The following is a 16891-nucleotide window of genomic DNA, read 5'->3' on the forward strand; positions in this document are numbered from 1 at the left end:
CGTTCTTTCACCTCGGGGGCGTAACGGATTCGTGTATTCATAGACTAATTCTCTCAAACTATTTAGTCTCCGACAAACCCGGGGCGATTCAAACTTTATTAAACCAAATGTCATTAACAAAAAGGTATTAACTGATTTCGAAAAAGAAGGAATCATAAGGTATTTAAATTACAAACTAATTAACGCCGTTTCTGGAGTATATGTTTTTTACAATAACGTAATTGGAATTTGTGAAAAACACTTTGACGAAAATCTGAAAGAAGAGATTGATGAAACTTTCTCTAACATCTATGACAATCATTTTGCATATCGGTTTTGCTATCAATTTAGAGGCTTTGTTAACCACAAGAATTTACCTATCACTTACATTTATACTGATATTTCAAGTAACGAACTTCAACTGACTCTAAATTCCCAAAAGTTATTAGATTCAGATAATAAATTTAAATGGAACTCAGTTGTTAAAAAAGAAATTTTAGAGAAAGAAGAAATATCGATAATTAATCTTATATATGACCTGTTTTGTGGATACTTAGAAGCATATAAGTCTCTTAAGCAAAAAATTAAATCACCCATAAATGAATATACTGAAATCATAAATAAACTGGGCATAGCGTATGAATCAGATAAAGTTTATTTGATGAGAGCTTCTTGGAATTCAAATAAGATTCCTTCAGAACTAATAGATATTTTAGATAAAGATATAGTTAAATCTATTTCTAATAAAACCTTTATTAGGTTTTTTGAGACAAATGTAAATTTAGTTACATTTGAAGTATTCAATGATAGGCTGGGATATACATTATCTCCTGATGATTTTTCTGAATATTTACAAAGACTCAAAATTATATTTGGCATTTAATAAACAATAATCATATTAAACCAAATCTAAAAATTTCCTCAATGCAAATCTAAATGTAAAAAATTAAATTAATAAACTTTGTGACTTCAGCCTACTTGTTTTCACCGAAATATTAGATCTTTTGCCCGACTAATATTTAATATTTCGGTGGCTTCAATCCTAATGATTCATAGACCTTTTTTAATTTATTCCAAGCTTGATCCAACATTGGACGAGCGTTCTCACAACTATAACTCTTGGGAGAATTCATTGACCCAGTTTTCACAACCAAACATTTTTCACCTTTAGGGATAGTAATTTTTTTATTCCTGCTACACTTTCTTGTTCTCATTGCCTCTTCAACATGAACATGAATTAATATATCTCGAATTTTGGACATTATGAGCTTTCTCCTTTATCCATTATTGAATTACGTACCTGATCTCCTATTTTGTCAAGATTCCTTAATGCTTCTTCAGCCTGTTCATAAGAAATCGTATCTCTTTGACCTGATCCAATATTTAAGTATTTATTAACTGCCTGCGCCATCAAGCCAGCAATTGCTCGCGTGTTAGGCTGCATTTTATCTATGTTATGACCTACATGCGAATAACCCAAATCTGAAAGAACCCGATTTCCAACAGATTTACTACGTTCATTAAGCCTTTTTCTAGCCTCTATTCTTCTTCTTTGTGGTGAAACCGGGACTGCGACAAGTTCTTTCTGTTTATCGCTTTGTACCATCCTTAACTTTTGACGTAATTGACTCTTGCTTAGCAAACTCCCTAAAGTTATTCCACCAGCTATTTCTTTACTCAAAATCTCATCTAACACACGATCATCTTCTGGATCTAGGAAGGATTTTTCGAGAAATTCACCAATTACTTCATTTTCAACTAGTGTGGTTTGATCAAACCGGCGGGCCACCCCTTTTCCTTGAATACTCTCATCATTAGATTTCTTTGATAACCACATTCGAATCATTTCTTGGTCGTCCAAGTCTATTTCTCTAAAGTCCTCCCAGTGTTCATCATTGTTTAGCCCAACATGTGAGACTATGTAAGCATTATTATCTGGATGATCAACCTTTCCTTCTTGTACTGACCGCATCGCTCTACCAACAAATTGGATATAAGGAGATAATGACCTAAAAGGTCGAAAAATTGCTGCAATGCTCAAAGGTGGATGATCAAAACCTTCACCTAACATTTGTACTTGAACAATACAATCAAGCTTACCAATTCGTAGTTTTTCGAGTACGACATCCTGCTTTTCTCTCTCCATTTTGCTGTGTATCTCAGCTGCTTTGATCCCCCTTTCCTCATAAAGAGACCTTACTTGCCTTGCATGATCTACAGAACACGCTACAGCAATAATTTGATGATTAAATCCAGTACGCTCTCTCAATTCAATCAAATATTTTAGGCTTGCATCAACAATGTGCCTGTTACATTCTGGTGATAGAGCCACACTTTTTCTAAACCATGCTTCTTCACGGAGTTCAAGTACTTCATCAAGCGTATGCTTTTTAGCATCTTCATTAAATGTAAAGTACAACTCGGAGGGCGCAAAGTTTCGAGAATGAATTTGTTTTATATACCCATTGAGCATTGCTTTAGTAAATGAGTATCGATAAATGACATCTCCAGCTGGTCTAGCACCATCACTCCGAAAAGGTGTGGCTGTCAAGCTTACAACTTTTGCATTCGGAAATTTTTCAAATACACGAGTCCAACTATTAGCAACATTGTGATGTCCTTCATCAACTAGAATCATGTCGAAATAGTTTGGTGGAAACTGTGGAAGCCACCTGTCAGCTGAACTAGCTAGCTGTTGAATATTTGCAATAACAAAGTGGCTATCATTACAATCATGCAAGTTAGCATCTAACCCGTCCAATACTGCACAAAATGGACCCTTATCAAATGAAGAAAGAACTCCTGTTTTACGCCAAAAATTGTTTGGATTAGCAATATCTAACGCATTTGCAATTCCTTTTCGAATTTCAAGATTAGGTGCAATTACTAAAACTCGACCTTTTGCTATTCCAAATGGCAATGTAGCTATCACACCAGTTTTGCCACAACCAACAGGAATTTGCAATATTGCATGACCATCTGTATTTGATGAGAAATACTCTCTAACTTTACGATGAGAGTCTTTTTGTGGATCCCGCAATAGACTGTTGCCTTCAACATCTGCAATTGATGATTGAAAGAAATCTAAATGACTTAATCGATCTGTTTGTGCTGCTTGATAATCAATTCTGTAGGGATCCAGATCTGATCTGCTGTAATAACGATACCCGTTAGAATTATTCCGGATAGACTTTAGTTTTCCAGCCTTATCCCAACGACGAAGAGTTTGTGTTGACACACCAATATAATCAGAAGCTTCTTTAATAGTAAGGTAATCTTTCATTTTTATATTAATCAACTTTATTCAACATTGGCCAAGTATAACACATTAAATCTAAGAAAAGTATTCCTTCTCTACAGAAACTCAATCACCTTGGTCAGAGACGTTGAATTTTATTGACTTTCAACGACTCTGATCCTTGATTTGCATTTCCGCCTAATGAGGTGCATGTCCTTGCCTTCTTCCAGAAAGGCACCAAGGAATAGGCGCCCAACAGCAAGAACGGCTTAAGAAATTGAGCTGGTTTTTACTTTTCAATGAGCATTAATGCGCTCATAATAAATTGATTAGTTTAATGAGGAGTTGCCTTGAAAACGAAGATGATCATCAGTGTATCAATGGTATTCATGCTTATTTCTATAGAAATTTACAGCAACCCATTAAGCAATGATATAAAACATGAAACTCCACTCCAGGCAGTAATTAATGAATTTGACCGCCAGCTTCAAAAGGATTTGTCTGATGACCACATCAATGGGAGCATCTCTGCTGTTATTGTCAAAGGAAATCAAATCATATGGTCAAAAGCTTATGTGCCTTCAGATAAAGCCAAGAACATCGCGGCTGACTCTGAAACCATTTATCGAACTGGTTCAATATCAAAATCATTCACTGCATTTCTCATGATGCAATTGGTTCAAGATGGAATCATTGATCTCAATGACCCCATTGAGAAATACTTACCAGAAATACGACAGCTGGACGGATATTCAGATTCGACAAAAATAACCTTCAAACAGTTGGCCAGCCACACATCTGGCTTGGCCAGAGAACCCAAGTTAAAAGACGCCGCCAAGGGTCCCATTGAAGGGTGGCAAGATAAAATTTTGTTATCCATACCAAAGACATCATTCAATTCAAAACCAGGAGTAAATCAATGGGGTCAGAGTCACTGATTGGTTCCAATTTTCGAATTGAGGGATCAGAATCATGTGGGACGGGCTCAGCCCTTTTTTGAAGACTGATACTTCATTTAAACTTGGACCAAAGACACTGGATGTATCTGTTGACATCCATGTCAACATCCCTACGGGTGCTGCGCATGGTTCAATGGAAATCCTGCCATTTAATCCGGCCTACGCCGGTATGACGTGTACGGGCAGAATCGGCATAAATCAGCGGGATCAGAGTCACTGACATGATTTCCATACACCAACCGAAGAACATACTGGCAGCAGGGGCAATCCTTTGCCCAATGGTGGGGACAGGAAGTTTAATGATTTTAAAAATCAGTTTCTTTAAAAATCAACTTCTCTGGCCCCATTTTTGGTTAATCTCAAATCATTGGTAGGTGATCGCCCGCCACTTGGCCCGGCCTGACGCTTGGCTGGCCCATGACATGCTGCCTACCCTCAGTGGCCAGTAGTTGGTGTATATATCCGTTCCATGATCAAGGATTCCGTTGATGCCGTTGGCATCTGTTGAAAGGATAAAGGTTTGGTAGGAACCATCGGCGCTGTCGCCATTCATGTGGGTGACCAATATGTCACTGTATCCAATCAGATTGAAACTACCTGGTCCAATGGGGCCAATCGAATCATAACCGCGGGTGGCTGAACCAATGTCGCCAAAACTGTTCACATACTCCGCACTATCATTAAAAATCAACTGCGGAAAATCCCATATGGGCTCTTCTTCATTCAACTGAAAACACATGTGATTGGTTTGTTGTCCTGAGACAGGTAACGGACCAATTTGACCCTGGATGAATTGTAGGTGCGGACCCTCATTGGACAGGTCGCTGATCGGGATGGTGCATTGGGTGCTGTGACTGCTGTTGTAATAGTCGCAGCTCATGTCGCCAATCTTGTATGGGTGAATGCCGGTCAAGGAGTCCAAAACCGTTAAGCAGCTTTTCTCGCCACTCCAGGCATTGATGGTTTGGATGTATACATGCATGTCTTCTGCGTTGTTGGAATCTTTGTTATCCAGGTAGGCCAAAATAAATCGATCAGTGGAAGGGTCATAAGCCGTACTCAAGTTGGTGTAATGGGTTTTTTCGCTGGATTGGCTGCTTAACCAGGAGTCGCCTTTTTGCACACGCCAACGCATACGCACCTGATGTTCATCCGTTTGTTCGGTTGCTGTGTTGATACCGCCCACCCAGGCAAACAGTTTTCGTTCCGTACCGGCATAGGATCTCGGTGAACCATAAGCCACCGCAACCGGTTGAAAGGATTTCACTTTATCTCCAATGTCTGAAGGTACTTTGTAACCATTGCCTTCAGGTCCGATATCCCAGCCATACCAATGCCCGCTGAAAAAACGGAATCGATCACTTTTTCCCCTGGTATAACCAGCCAGCAGGTAAGGTGAACTGTTGTCTGCGGTGCTGGACAGCGCCACAGGGGTATTGGTGATCAATTTCTCTCCCAAGGGCAGCGCATCAGTCCAGGCTTCTCGTTGAGGTGACGCAGCAGAGAACATGGTATCCAGATTGCGTGCATGGATGGTGCGATTGGGTTTTCCATGAATCGCTCGCAGCCCCTCAATGTCATCTCGACGCAAAGCGTGCCGCCAGTCTTTTTTATAAGCCGTGTTCATGACAGATGCAGCCACTTCGCCGGGATAGGGGTTTTCACAGTGTAAATTCCATGTGTTTTCAGGCTCGTTGCTGTGGCCAAGGCCCAGTGAATGGACCAATTCATGCACCAAAACACCCAAAAAATCGTGCTCAGTTCCCAGAGAAACCCGCTGATCAGGATCGACATACCAGCTGTCGTGGCAGCCGTGTGGGTCGTTATCCCAGTCACAAGTGGCAGAACAACTTTTGGATCCGCCTCGATTGAAACGGATCAGTGACTTATTGCCATTGGGAGTTTGTCCAGCAATGCTGTTCCCAGGTTGGGTCGCGCAGCTCCAGCTGGCTATGGTAATACCTGGTTCTAAATCATTAAAAGAATAGTTAGGTGCCAATTGATTGGTCAGCCCTGCATAATACAAGGGCGGGGCGCCAGAGCCAGAACTGTTGATCACTTCGATGGCCGCTTGTACCCAACGCCTTTCTATCTCGTAGTTGTTGCTGTCATCATTGTCCACATTGGCATCAAAATCATACTGCAAACCAATGTTCCTGACACCCGTAGAAATGCCACTGCTGATATAAACTGGAATGGGGCCTGGGTCAAATTCAGCCCTGTCAGGGTCGACGCAATAGGAACTGACGTCCTGTGCCATCAACAGGGTACCTAAAAAAACCATATTCTTGCGAAACTTAAACATAAAAACTCCTCATTAAAAGTATTTGCTAAACAGTGTTACGACATAACGCCCATTTTTTTTCTTCAATGACAACCACATGGGATCAATCAATGGGGGCAAGTTCAAAGATTCAGGGTCATAGATCCAGGGTCATTGTTTCAGGGTCATTGACTCCATCGCAGCATGGCCACCAATGAATACACCCAAAGCTGCGCCCGGTTCACTCAAAATCATCTTCGAAAATCAGGTCTGACAAATCGGCCACGCCATGGAGGCGAAAGGCGTTGTCTGAGTCGGCGCCCAAGACATACACGTCCCGACCCCCAACCGCCAGTTCGCGGGCACCGGATAGCATGGCGCTGCCATCACCCGTCGCATCAATCAGGCTGGTGATTTGGCACGGATCGGTGAGGGCATTGCAATCCTCAGGCCGGTCTATGCGGAAGGCGTTGTCCCCATTGCCGCCAGCCAGATAGACGTTGTCGGCGGCATCAATGGCCAAGGCAAAGACTTGTTGTGGACTGGTGCTGCTGAAGATTTCTGTGATGGCACAACCGGCACCCGACGTACCACAGCTTTGTGACACATCGATTTGATACACTTTCGGCCCAACGCCCGAGCCCAGCGAACTGACATACACATGACCCAGGCTGTCGGCAACCAGGCCGTTACCCAGGTCCAACGTGCCAAAATCATCCTCATTCATGATTTCGGTCACCACACAGTCACCGGCGGTGGTGTTGCAATCGCCAGGCAGTTCGATTTTGAACACGTTGTCACCGAAATTGCTGCTGTAAACATGACCCATGGGGTCGATGGCCAAAGCGCCGGGTTGAAAAAAGTTGTTGCTGCCATCGCCCGTGCCGTCAACGATCTCGGTGATGTCACAAGGTGTGCCACCGGTGCTGCAGCTGTCAGATGCGGCCAAGCGGAACACATTGTTGGATGAGGTGCCAGCCACATACACGTGGTTCATGGGATCCACCACCACATCAAAAGGACCGTCCATTTCATGGGTCCCATCCCCATCGATGTTGATGATTTCGTGGATGTCACAAGGTGTGCTGCTGGTGCTGCAATTTTGTGGGTTGTTGATGCGCCACACATTGTCACTGAACCGTCCAGCCACATACAGGTTGTCCAGGTCGTCCACGGCCAACGCGTGGGGCGCCAACAGGCTTTGGCCGGGCACCCCGGCGGCGCTGCTGTCCATGATTTCTGTCCATTGACACGGTTGGCTGCTGGTGTTGCAGGGGCTTGCGGTGTCCAATCGAAACACGTTGTTCGAATCCATGCCAGCCACGTAAACACGGCCCTGACTGTCAACCACCACAGCACGCGGAAATTCCAGCGCTTGTCCCATGCCATCACCAGCGGCATCCATGATTTCATTGATTTGTGCCCATGCCGAACCACTGGCCATGGCAAAAATCATCACATAGGTTAATTTGGTCACTTGCCCACCTTGTTAATAACAAAGAGGCTCAGTGTACCCACAGGTGGTTTTTTTTGATTGATGACTGAATGATGATTGGCTGATGACGCAAAAAATCAACAGGCTCAGACATGACCCTGCTGATTTTCTCTGGCTGGAATTTAAGGGTAAACCGGATGAAACAAATTACCAGCCATGACTGCCCCGTTGGCTTCAGTCAAACCCATCTTCAAAAATGGGGGTTTCAGCAACCGATTCCCGAGCGCCGATATCGACCCGGCCGTCTTGTACCCGATTGGTGCCAATCAGGTCTTCAAGGCCATAACTCCATTCAGAAAGGAACACCCCGGGCACCACAAACTGAGGACTGACCAAGCCTGCGTTGTACATCGGCGATGAAAAGTCTGGAACATAGGCAAAAATGGCACTGCCGGTCAATTGCGGGTCCACGCTCAGGTTACCGAATTCATCATCCACCTCACCCGTCCCCGTGACATAGTTGTTGTGGTATAAATAAATCAAACCGGTGGTGTTGTTGCTGGTGCGGCGAACCAAGAAATCGGCATCGACATGACCCCAAAAAATGTTGTTGGCCAGCAGACCTGACGCCTCATCTTGTAAGATCACTTCCACGCCGGAAAATGCCTGTGGCAACGTGCTGTCAACGCTGTTGTTGATGACGGTGTTGTTGACAAAATAAACGCCTTGACCATAACTGTTCAATCGGATGTTCCCGGTTGAAGTCACACTGTTGTTTCCTTCAAACACATTGTTGCGGACCCGCACCGAATCGTGGCCTCTCAACACCTCCAAGGCCGCAACGGCTTGGGCCGTGTTGTTTTGAAAGAGGTTGCGTTCGATCACCACATCACCAGACAATGAACTCAACGCATTGACATACAGTCCCACTCCACTGCTACCCAAACCACTGGTCACTTGGGCCTGTCCATTCACAAAGCCCAAATCAGATACAGTCAATTGGCCACCTTGCTGCATGTCAATGCTCAAATTGGGACCTTGGAAATTGGCATCAAACACAGTGTTGTATACACCGGTTGACTGGGTATTGCAGCTGCTGGCATTGATGCCTTGCCAACCACCCGATATGGACAGGTTTTTGTCATCGAGGTTGAAATAGATGAAACCGGTGCTGCCATTGCTGTAAATGTTTGGCTTTAACCTGATTTCATCATTTTGGCCATTGTTTTTGGCTTGATCCAAAGCATCCAAAAATTCGGTGCTGTTGGTCACACAAAAAATGGCGGCTGGCGCCGGGGCTGCTTGTAGCAAAACCAAACCCATACCAAGCCATCGAAATATCGACTTCATGACTGTTCTCCTGACTGTTTTACCACTAAAACGAATCACAGGCGGTGAAACGAACAATCTTTTTGCCGAAACTTGCTGCCAGTCCCGAAGAGACTGACCGCATCATGACAGCTTTATTTTAGCGGTGCCTGTCCGCAGGTTGGTCAATTGATCTTCCAGACCCCGCTGTTGATCCATTGGCATAACGATCTTTCCAGTTCTGTTGCCGTGTGAGACAGCTGCAGCATTTTCAGGTTGATGTGTACATTTTCTTGACCGTTTTTATGCAGTATCAAGAGCAGTTCCAGCGGATCACCCCGCCCTTTGTGAACCACATGGAGCCGGCGGATGCGTGACTTATCAATCAGGCAGATCTGTGACATCGAATGCAGTAACAAGCCATCCTCTAGCACAAACAGCCCGTGCCGATAACGGCCAGCTTTGAACAGTCTGCGACGAAACAGTTTCCAATAAAAGGAACGCCATGTCTTGTAGGCCCCAAATAAACAGGCCGCCACCAACAAGGCATTGAAGGCGATGATTGATCCTTGCATTAACTGGGCATGATCAGCAGTCAGCCACTGATCAATCAGCCCATATGAAATACCCAACACACCTGTTGCAAACACCAGCACCCAAAACACCACCCAAATCAGTTCGATGACAGAAAAATCCACGCTGGGAAGAAACACATCGTTTTCAAGCAATGGTTGTTCAGGATCAATGAACCGATACAGTGCTTGGTCAATTTTTTTCGCGGACTGCCATTCCATCGATGATCATGTTGTTTTTTTTACCTGTGGAAAGTTTTATCACGTTTCTGGGCTTGATTAAGAAAAAGGTTTTTATCTGCGGGGTTATTTCTGCGGGGTCATATATGAACACCTCGACAGATTCAATTGAAAACTAGCTTTAAACCAATGGGGTCAGAAACATTGATTTTCGATGAATCAATCCAAACTTCCCCAATTGCCCCCCCCTTCCAATCAATCTCCCCACACTCCCTTGTAAGAAATCATTGACAGGCGTTTAAGAAATTTGCCATATCTGTGAATCCATATTTAGTACACGATGGTACAGATCAAGGGAATAAAGGGTTTGTGTTAATGAATTGCTGAGTGGGTTGAAGTTTTTCTTATATAACCATTAATTCCATACTTTGGCTCCTTTCTTTGACCGCATCGACAGGCGGCAGCGGTATCGAAACCCCAATGGTTGCCTTGATTGATGTTCAATTATTTGGCAATTATTGGGAGAATTCACATGAAAAACTTACATTTAACCTGGATGGCTTGGGGCCTCAGTCTGATTGCTTGTCTGAGCCAATTGGCTTATGCCGGGGGCGGGTCGATTGATGAAACAACGGGGATCATGGATTTTGAGCTCCACTACCGGTACGTCCCCACGCAGGCACAAATCGACAGCTTAAAAGAGCAAACGCGCTTGGCCGCGGATCAAATTTGTGATGTGACTGACGGTCAGATCCGCTTTGGCGAAGTCAAGATCACCGGGGGCGCAATGAGTGAAGCCAAAGGGGACATTTGGCTGTTGCCTCAAACCGGCCGCAGCGCGGTGTCTTTTTATCTCAACGGCGACAATTTAGGGGCGGATGGACGCCATGTGAATTTGTATTCAGATGACGTGATCGGTCGCATCATTGCCCATGAACTGGGGCACCATGCGTTTGGCATTGGCGATGAGTATGCCGAAGAAGACCGTTGTATTGGCAAGAATTTCAAAACCACTGCGGATCCGGCTGACACGTCATTCCTTAAAGATGAAGCCGGTAACAGTTCAATCATGCATGGTTCCAGCTGGACCGAACTGTCGGTCGATGACAACCACGATCTCAATCGAGGGGTTTTGCCCTATTACATGTGCGGCCGCATGACCACCAATGACGACGGTGATTTGGTTTACAAAGCCACGGTGGATCCGGACCTGGCTGTGGGCGCTTTTGATGACAGCAGTTTTGCCACGGCGAAAGCAAGCAGTGTGGTGGTGACCAAATTCAACGTGATGGACAGCTTGTCGACCAATCACCTCATTTACGCCTATGTGGTGAAGACCGACGATCATGAATGGGATGTCCACTTTGCCATCGATGATGGTGCGTTTGATGGGGGCACGGCTGGCGATTACCGAGACCTGGGTACCGCCCAAATTGTGATGAGCGGCACCGAGGATGACAAAGACCGCTTTCCATTGGCGTCGGTAACACCGGCTGATTTCACCCTGGAGCTGGCAAACTTGGCCAATGGGGCCGATGACCTGTCAGTGCCCATCGCCTTTGGTGATGTGGATGAGGTGAATGGTTTTCATGAAAACCCCAAAATCTGTATCGATGACGGTGCGGGTAACTGCATTCCCCGTTGGGATCCCGTGACGGAGCGTTATGAACTGACCCAACAAACAGCGATACACAACAAGTCTGATTGGGCGACCTTGAAAGCCAATTACCCCTTTGTGACGGTGCCAGCCGGTACCCCGGTGGAAGCCCAACCCGGTAACTGTCGGGCCGAGTTGACCTTCGACGAAAAGATCGTTGGCTCAGATCAGGTGATCTTGTTCATAGATCGATCAGGCAGCATGGATGCGCCCATCCGCGAAGATGCCGAAGAAACCCGCTTGGATTTTGCCAAAGCAGCGGCCAGGGCCTTCATTGATTTGCAGGCCGGCATGGGCGTGGATGTGGGGCTGATTTCTTTCAATGAAACCTCTGAACTGGAACGGCCCATGCTGTTGTTGGAAGCCGCTGATGCGGATCCATTCAAAACCAAAGTGGATGACTTGGTGCATGGCGGCAACACCGGCATTGGTACGGCCTTACAAAGCTCGGTCACTGAATTCCAGAGGGCGGCTTTGATCGCTGAAGAAAACGGTCTTGATGTGCGTTCAAGAACTGCTTTCTTGCTGTCTGACGGTGAAAACAATCGCGGTGAAGACCCCGAGGTGGTCGCCGACAGGCTGCGTGATATGGGCGTGCAAATTTTTTCCATCCCGGTCGGTGATGGCGCGGATCGCGAGCTGTTAAGTGGCTTGGCCCAAGAAACCGATGGCGAAATGCTGGATGCGCCTGACGGCGATGAACTGCCCCCGATCTATGCCGAATTGTTTGCGCGGTATCGCGGAGAAAGCTTGACCCTGTCTCGTCAGGAATCTTTTGTCGAGCCGTTCAAGCGCGACAAACAAACCACCCATTCGGTGGCCGCCTTTGGGGACAACGCGTTTGTCACTTCGGGCACCACAGCCACCAATGGGGCCACCAATCCGCCTAACAACAGTCCCTATGTTGATTCATTTGATTTTCTGGTGGAAACGTCGGCAGAACGACTGAACATTTTTCTGTCGGGTCGCAATGATGACATGGACACCTGGGACATCATCTTCCGGCTGACCTCACCCAGCGGACAGACTTATTCCAGTGACAACAGCACCCTCATCACCACCGACAAGTATTACTCGATCGTGCGCTTACCCACCCCTGAGGCGGGCCTTTGGCGCATTGAAGTGGCCTCAGGCAACAACCTGCCGCAGTGGTCTTTTGTCCAAGCCCATGTGGAGAATTTTGCCCCCGATCTGTATGTGGATGCCTTACCCAACGTCACAACGGACACCAGCCAGCCGACCCTGATCACCCTGGAAACCAGCTATTTCACCACACTGGATGAAAACGTTGATTACCAAGGCTATGTGCTGCGTCCAGATGGCATCAAGAGCCCGCTGACATTCACCACCCACTTCATCACCGGCACCGTCTCAGCCCACTTCGATGACTATGCCGGACGCGGTATTTATGAAGCGGTGGTGACCGCCACGGTTGATGAGGATGTTCGCAAACTGGATGGCGAGTCCATATTTGGCGATCCCGCCGCTGACTTGGACGATGTGGCTGAATTTACACGAACCGATCGCTCGGCCTTCTTTGTCGATGTCGCTGAGTTGCCCCCTTGTTACAGCGCAGATTGCGATGGCGATGGCATTCCAAACCACATAGAGGGCGGTGACCACGTGGATACCGACGGGGATGGTTTACCGGATTATCGCGATGACGATGCCGACGGTGATGACGTGCCCGATGCCAGAGAAGGGGTTGTTGACACCGACAACGACGGCAAACCCAACTTCCAGGATGTCGATTCAGACAACGACGGCATTCTCGATGGCGATGACAAAGAGCTCAATGACCCCCATGGTTGTTGCATCAAACAACTGTGGGTGTTGATCATCATCGCCCTGTTGCTGTTCTTAATCCTGATCATCCTGTTGCGGCGCAGGAAGTAGGATTGGTCTTGTTTAATGACGGCAGAAGTTCAGCACCGCGCTGAACTTCTGCCTGAATATCAAGGGGCCAGAATTGATTTTTGAGTCGTGAGTTTTGCCCGTCCTTGAGCGACTTGATTAAGAAAACAGAACCATCCCAGAGAAAGGGGTGGAAATGACTTGCGGGGTTTAATCCTTGCTTTTTTCTTGATCCAAACTGCCTATGATTCGTTCAACTCGATTCATTCGGTCTTTTTTTGCCTTTTGAACGGCCATGTGATTGATCACGCCAGCTGCGCCAAAACCCAATATGGCAGGCCAGCCATGATCAATTTTGAATGATAATCCAATACCCATCAGAACCAGGAAGATGGGTAAAACGATGTTGAAAAAGAGCATTGTGATGGTCTTCATGTGACTGAATTCCTTGATTTTCAAAGCCTGAGTTTTTGGACATGCTTTGGGCTCTCAATCACGCTCTGTGCAAAACCCGTTGGTGCCACTGCATCATCATTGGGGTCAGCGTCATTGATAGAAAATGATGTTTCCAGTTACTTTGACCCGTTTGATTAAAATTGTATCATCACTTTGATCGTCACAATATAGATGCAATTGGTATGGTGAACATTTATCAATTAATAGGGCAATTTTACTGCCATAAAGTGATGATACAAACCGGGTTTCAGGACGCTGCTGCCTCGTTCATTTAGCAGCAGCGTACTGGTTGCTTATTTACCTCACACCCATCAGAAAGTCTGGGTGTAGCGGAAGTAAGTGATGCGACCATAACCATCATACAGGTTGAAGTCGTAGTCTCTGTTTCCTACGGCGCCGCGTCCAACTGGTGGGAATTTCTCACCGGCGTTACGCACACCGACGGTGAAACGACCATCCCATGGGGCGTGGTAATTCACTTGGACATCATGGGTGGTCCAAGAGGGTGCCGATGGATTGACGGCATCTGCATCCTGGGCGCCGATGTAATTGATGTTATAAGCGAATGACCAATCACCATAAGAATATTGATTGGACAAGATCGCACGCTGTTCAGGCAATCCTGGGGTTTTAACCAATTCTGGACCACCATCGACTGAGAAGTCCAGGATGTGCGACAACTGGAATTGAGTGGTCATGTTGCCGCCCAGAACTTCGTAGTTGAATCGCGCATTCAAATCCAAACCTGAAGTTTCCACTTCACCGTCATTACCGAAACCAGTGAAACACTGAATGATGCTGCCAGACGGTGCACGTTGACAGAACAGACCTGGAGGGTTCGGTAAATTATTGATTTCATTGTTAACAATGGTTTGGGCCGTGAATTGTCTGATCCGGTTAGAGATCTCGATGTTGTAGTAATCCAAGGTGAAGTTGAACCAATCAACTGGCTCGTATGCCATGCCAACGGACCACTGGTCTGAATCTTCAGGCTGGAGTAAAGCGTTGGCCTGTTGGAAGTCATTGATCTGTAAGGTACAGTTGGATGGCTGGCCTTGGGCCACACACGATTGCGGATCACGAACATTGGTGGCAGAAAATGTGGTCTGCTGGGTCAAGATGTCCAAAGTGGGTGCGCGGAAACCTTGGCCGTAAGAAGCACGCAGCGTCAAGTTATCCATTGGTTGGTAACGAACAGACAGCTTGGGTGCAAAGTTGTCACCGAAATCTGAGTAGTCATCGTAACGACCCGCCAAGTTCACTTCCAAGTTGTCCATGAATGGGAACAAAGCCTCGAAGTACACAGCGGTCACATCACGGGTACCCGCTGCAGAATTACCTGCTGATCCACCGACTTGACCTGCTGAAGACTGTGGGTCATAAATATCAGCATATTTCTCTTGTCTGTGCTCTGCACCCAAGTAAATTGAAGCTGGGCCACCGTCCATGTCAAACATGTCAAACGCCACCGAACCGAACAGCTCGTCTTGGTCGAAACGGGCATCTCGGAAGATGGTGATTCTCATTTGATTCAAAATATTGGCTGGATTGTTGTATGGATCAGCCAAATTGTAAGCACCTGATTCAATCAAGTTGGCCGCCGCTGAACGCAACAAATAGTTACGACCGACGATTGACGTTCTGTTGTCCGTGTGACGCAAACCCAATTCAACTTCAGCGTTGCCAATTTGACCGGTGGTACCGACCAAGAAATCAAGCACTTGATTGGTAACGGTGTCATCTCGATTACCCAAGGCATCGAATCGGTGCCACCAGTTAACCGCTTGTGGATCCAGACCCAAAGATGGGTCATACAACGGGCTGTTGGGGTTGGTTGGGTTATTCGGGCTGTTCGGTGTCAACGGTGTTGAGAAGAATGATGAGTCTGGCACTGGCGCGTATCGACCAAATGACTCTGCTTGAGAAAACGTGGTATTGGCCCAAATTTCCCAAGTGTCATTGACCTCATGGGTGGCTTTGGCATAGAACGATTTGTTCTCTGAAGACGCTTCGTCAGCAGACACCAAAGTGAAGTCATAGGCACAACGCGTTCCGTTGGGCGAGTTGACATTGGGGGTGGTGAAGAAACCGGTACCTGGGAAATCACAACCCGTGATGAATGAAGTCCAATCGTTGTTGTCGATACCATTGGTGATGGTGGTGAAGCTGTTACCGAAAACTGAAGCACCGGGAATTCTCCAAGGCACATCTCGTTGGAAGATGATTTCACGGTCATTCCATGATACACCGGCCAATAAGCTGGAACGGTCAGAAGAGGCACCAAAGACGATTGAACCTTCTTCACGCTCACCGCCGTTTGCTGGGATAGAAACCTCAGCAGCACCTAACATGATTTCAGCACCTTGGTAATCGTCACGGGTGATCACGTTGATCACACCACCGATCGCATCAGAACCATAAATCGCAGAGGCGCCATCAGTCAATACCTCAATTCGCTCAATCGCGCCCATCGGTAAGGTGCTCAAGTTTTGTGATGACCCGGTTGATGGTGAAACCGGCAGACGGCGGTTGTCGATCAGCACCAATGTACGACCAGCACCCAAAGCCCGCAAAGACACCGTTGAGTCACCTTGTGCTGAACTGCCAGACTGAGGTCTGAAAGAACCGGCACTGTTGAATGTTAAGTTACGAATAAAATCAGCGGCATTAGACTCACCACTGAGTTCAATTTGTTCACGGGTGATGACGGTGATGGGCAGTGCACCTTCGACGTCTGAGCGTTTAATGCGCGAACCTGTGACAGTGATTTTACCTTGTTCCTCGACAGAATCATCATCACTGTCTTGTGCCAGTGCAACGGTTCCTAACGCAGAAGAAGCGATAAAACCTGTCAACAATGCTTTTTGCACAGCATCTGTAATGGGGTTACGTTTTATGTTCATTTATGTGTTCTCCAAATAAATATCATTCATCAACACCTGCCAATTAATTGCATTCAACATGATGGTGACAAAATCCAAAACTTCATC

9 protein-coding genes are annotated in these 16891 nt (G+C 46.3%); 2 read left to right on the plus strand and 7 right to left on the minus strand.

Going from position 1 to position 16891, the window contains the following annotated elements; translation table 11 throughout:
* Positions 1-1240: 1240 nt before the first annotated feature.
* Entirely contained in the window at positions 1241-3262 is a 2022-nt protein-coding gene (locus K7G70_RS00005; RefSeq protein WP_223786533.1) for a DEAD/DEAH box helicase family protein, read from the minus strand.
* 305 nt (positions 3263-3567) lie between these two features.
* Between K7G70_RS00005 and K7G70_RS00010 the strand changes: the two genes are divergently transcribed.
* The gene (locus K7G70_RS00010; protein WP_223786534.1) at positions 3568-4155 is read left to right on the plus strand and encodes a serine hydrolase domain-containing protein; all 588 of its coding nucleotides are present in this window, start codon (positions 3568-3570) and stop codon (positions 4153-4155) included.
* 385 nt (positions 4156-4540) lie between these two features.
* Here the strand turns inward: K7G70_RS00010 and K7G70_RS00015 are convergent, their stop codons facing one another.
* The 4 genes from K7G70_RS00015 to K7G70_RS00030 form a co-directional block, all read right to left on the minus strand.
* Positions 4541-6460 carry a zinc metalloprotease gene (locus K7G70_RS00015; protein WP_223786535.1) on the minus strand — a complete coding sequence of 640 codons (1920 nt, stop codon included), beginning with the start codon at positions 6458-6460 and terminating at the stop codon, positions 4541-4543.
* A 220-nt stretch (positions 6461-6680) separates the two neighbouring features.
* Complete coding sequence (locus K7G70_RS00020; RefSeq protein WP_223786536.1) at positions 6681-7916, minus strand: Vgb family protein; 1236 nt, start codon at positions 7914-7916, stop codon at positions 6681-6683.
* 192 nt (positions 7917-8108) lie between these two features.
* Positions 8109-9224, minus strand: a complete 1116-nt coding sequence (locus K7G70_RS00025) for a hypothetical protein (RefSeq protein ID WP_223786537.1) — start codon at positions 9222-9224, stop codon at positions 8109-8111.
* 143 nt (positions 9225-9367) lie between these two features.
* Positions 9368-9976 carry a hypothetical protein gene (locus K7G70_RS00030; RefSeq protein ID WP_223786538.1) on the minus strand — a complete coding sequence of 203 codons (609 nt, stop codon included), beginning with the start codon at positions 9974-9976 and terminating at the stop codon, positions 9368-9370.
* A 490-nt stretch (positions 9977-10466) separates the two neighbouring features.
* Between K7G70_RS00030 and K7G70_RS00035 the strand changes: the two genes are divergently transcribed.
* The gene (locus tag K7G70_RS00035; RefSeq protein ID WP_223786539.1) at positions 10467-13487 is read left to right on the plus strand and encodes a VWA domain-containing protein; all 3021 of its coding nucleotides are present in this window, start codon (positions 10467-10469) and stop codon (positions 13485-13487) included.
* 168 nt (positions 13488-13655) lie between these two features.
* Here K7G70_RS00035 and K7G70_RS00040 read toward each other — a convergent pair whose 3' ends face one another.
* Both K7G70_RS00040 and K7G70_RS00045 read right to left on the minus strand, forming a co-directional pair.
* Positions 13656-13880, minus strand: coding sequence for a hypothetical protein (locus K7G70_RS00040; protein ID WP_223786540.1), 225 nt, complete (start codon positions 13878-13880; stop codon positions 13656-13658).
* Positions 13881-14212: 332 nt separating this feature from the next.
* A complete protein-coding gene (locus K7G70_RS00045) occupies positions 14213-16804 on the minus strand; it encodes a TonB-dependent receptor plug domain-containing protein (RefSeq protein ID WP_223786541.1) in 2592 nt (863 codons plus the stop codon).
* Positions 16805-16891 lie beyond the last annotated feature (87 nt).

Source organism: Marinicella meishanensis (assembly GCF_019931145.1).
GTDB classification, from domain to species: domain Bacteria; phylum Pseudomonadota; class Gammaproteobacteria; order Xanthomonadales; family Marinicellaceae; genus Marinicella; species Marinicella meishanensis.

Excerpts from the sequence above, each read along its gene's own strand:
- K7G70_RS00005 (WP_223786533.1), bottom strand. The coding sequence starts at position 3,262 with ATGAAAGATTACCTTACTATTAAAGAAGCTTCTGATTATATTGGTGTG.
- K7G70_RS00015 (WP_223786535.1), bottom strand. The coding sequence starts at position 6,460 with ATGGTTTTTTTAGGTACCCTGTTGATGGCACAGGACGTCAGTTCCTAT.
- K7G70_RS00025 (WP_223786537.1), bottom strand. The coding sequence starts at position 9,224 with ATGAAGTCGATATTTCGATGGCTTGGTATGGGTTTGGTTTTGCTACAA.
- K7G70_RS00030 (WP_223786538.1), bottom strand. The coding sequence starts at position 9,976 with ATGGAATGGCAGTCCGCGAAAAAAATTGACCAAGCACTGTATCGGTTC.
- K7G70_RS00035 (WP_223786539.1), top strand. The coding sequence starts at position 10,467 with ATGAAAAACTTACATTTAACCTGGATGGCTTGGGGCCTCAGTCTGATT.
- K7G70_RS00040 (WP_223786540.1), bottom strand. The coding sequence starts at position 13,880 with ATGAAGACCATCACAATGCTCTTTTTCAACATCGTTTTACCCATCTTC.
- K7G70_RS00045 (WP_223786541.1), bottom strand. The coding sequence starts at position 16,804 with ATGAACATAAAACGTAACCCCATTACAGATGCTGTGCAAAAAGCATTG.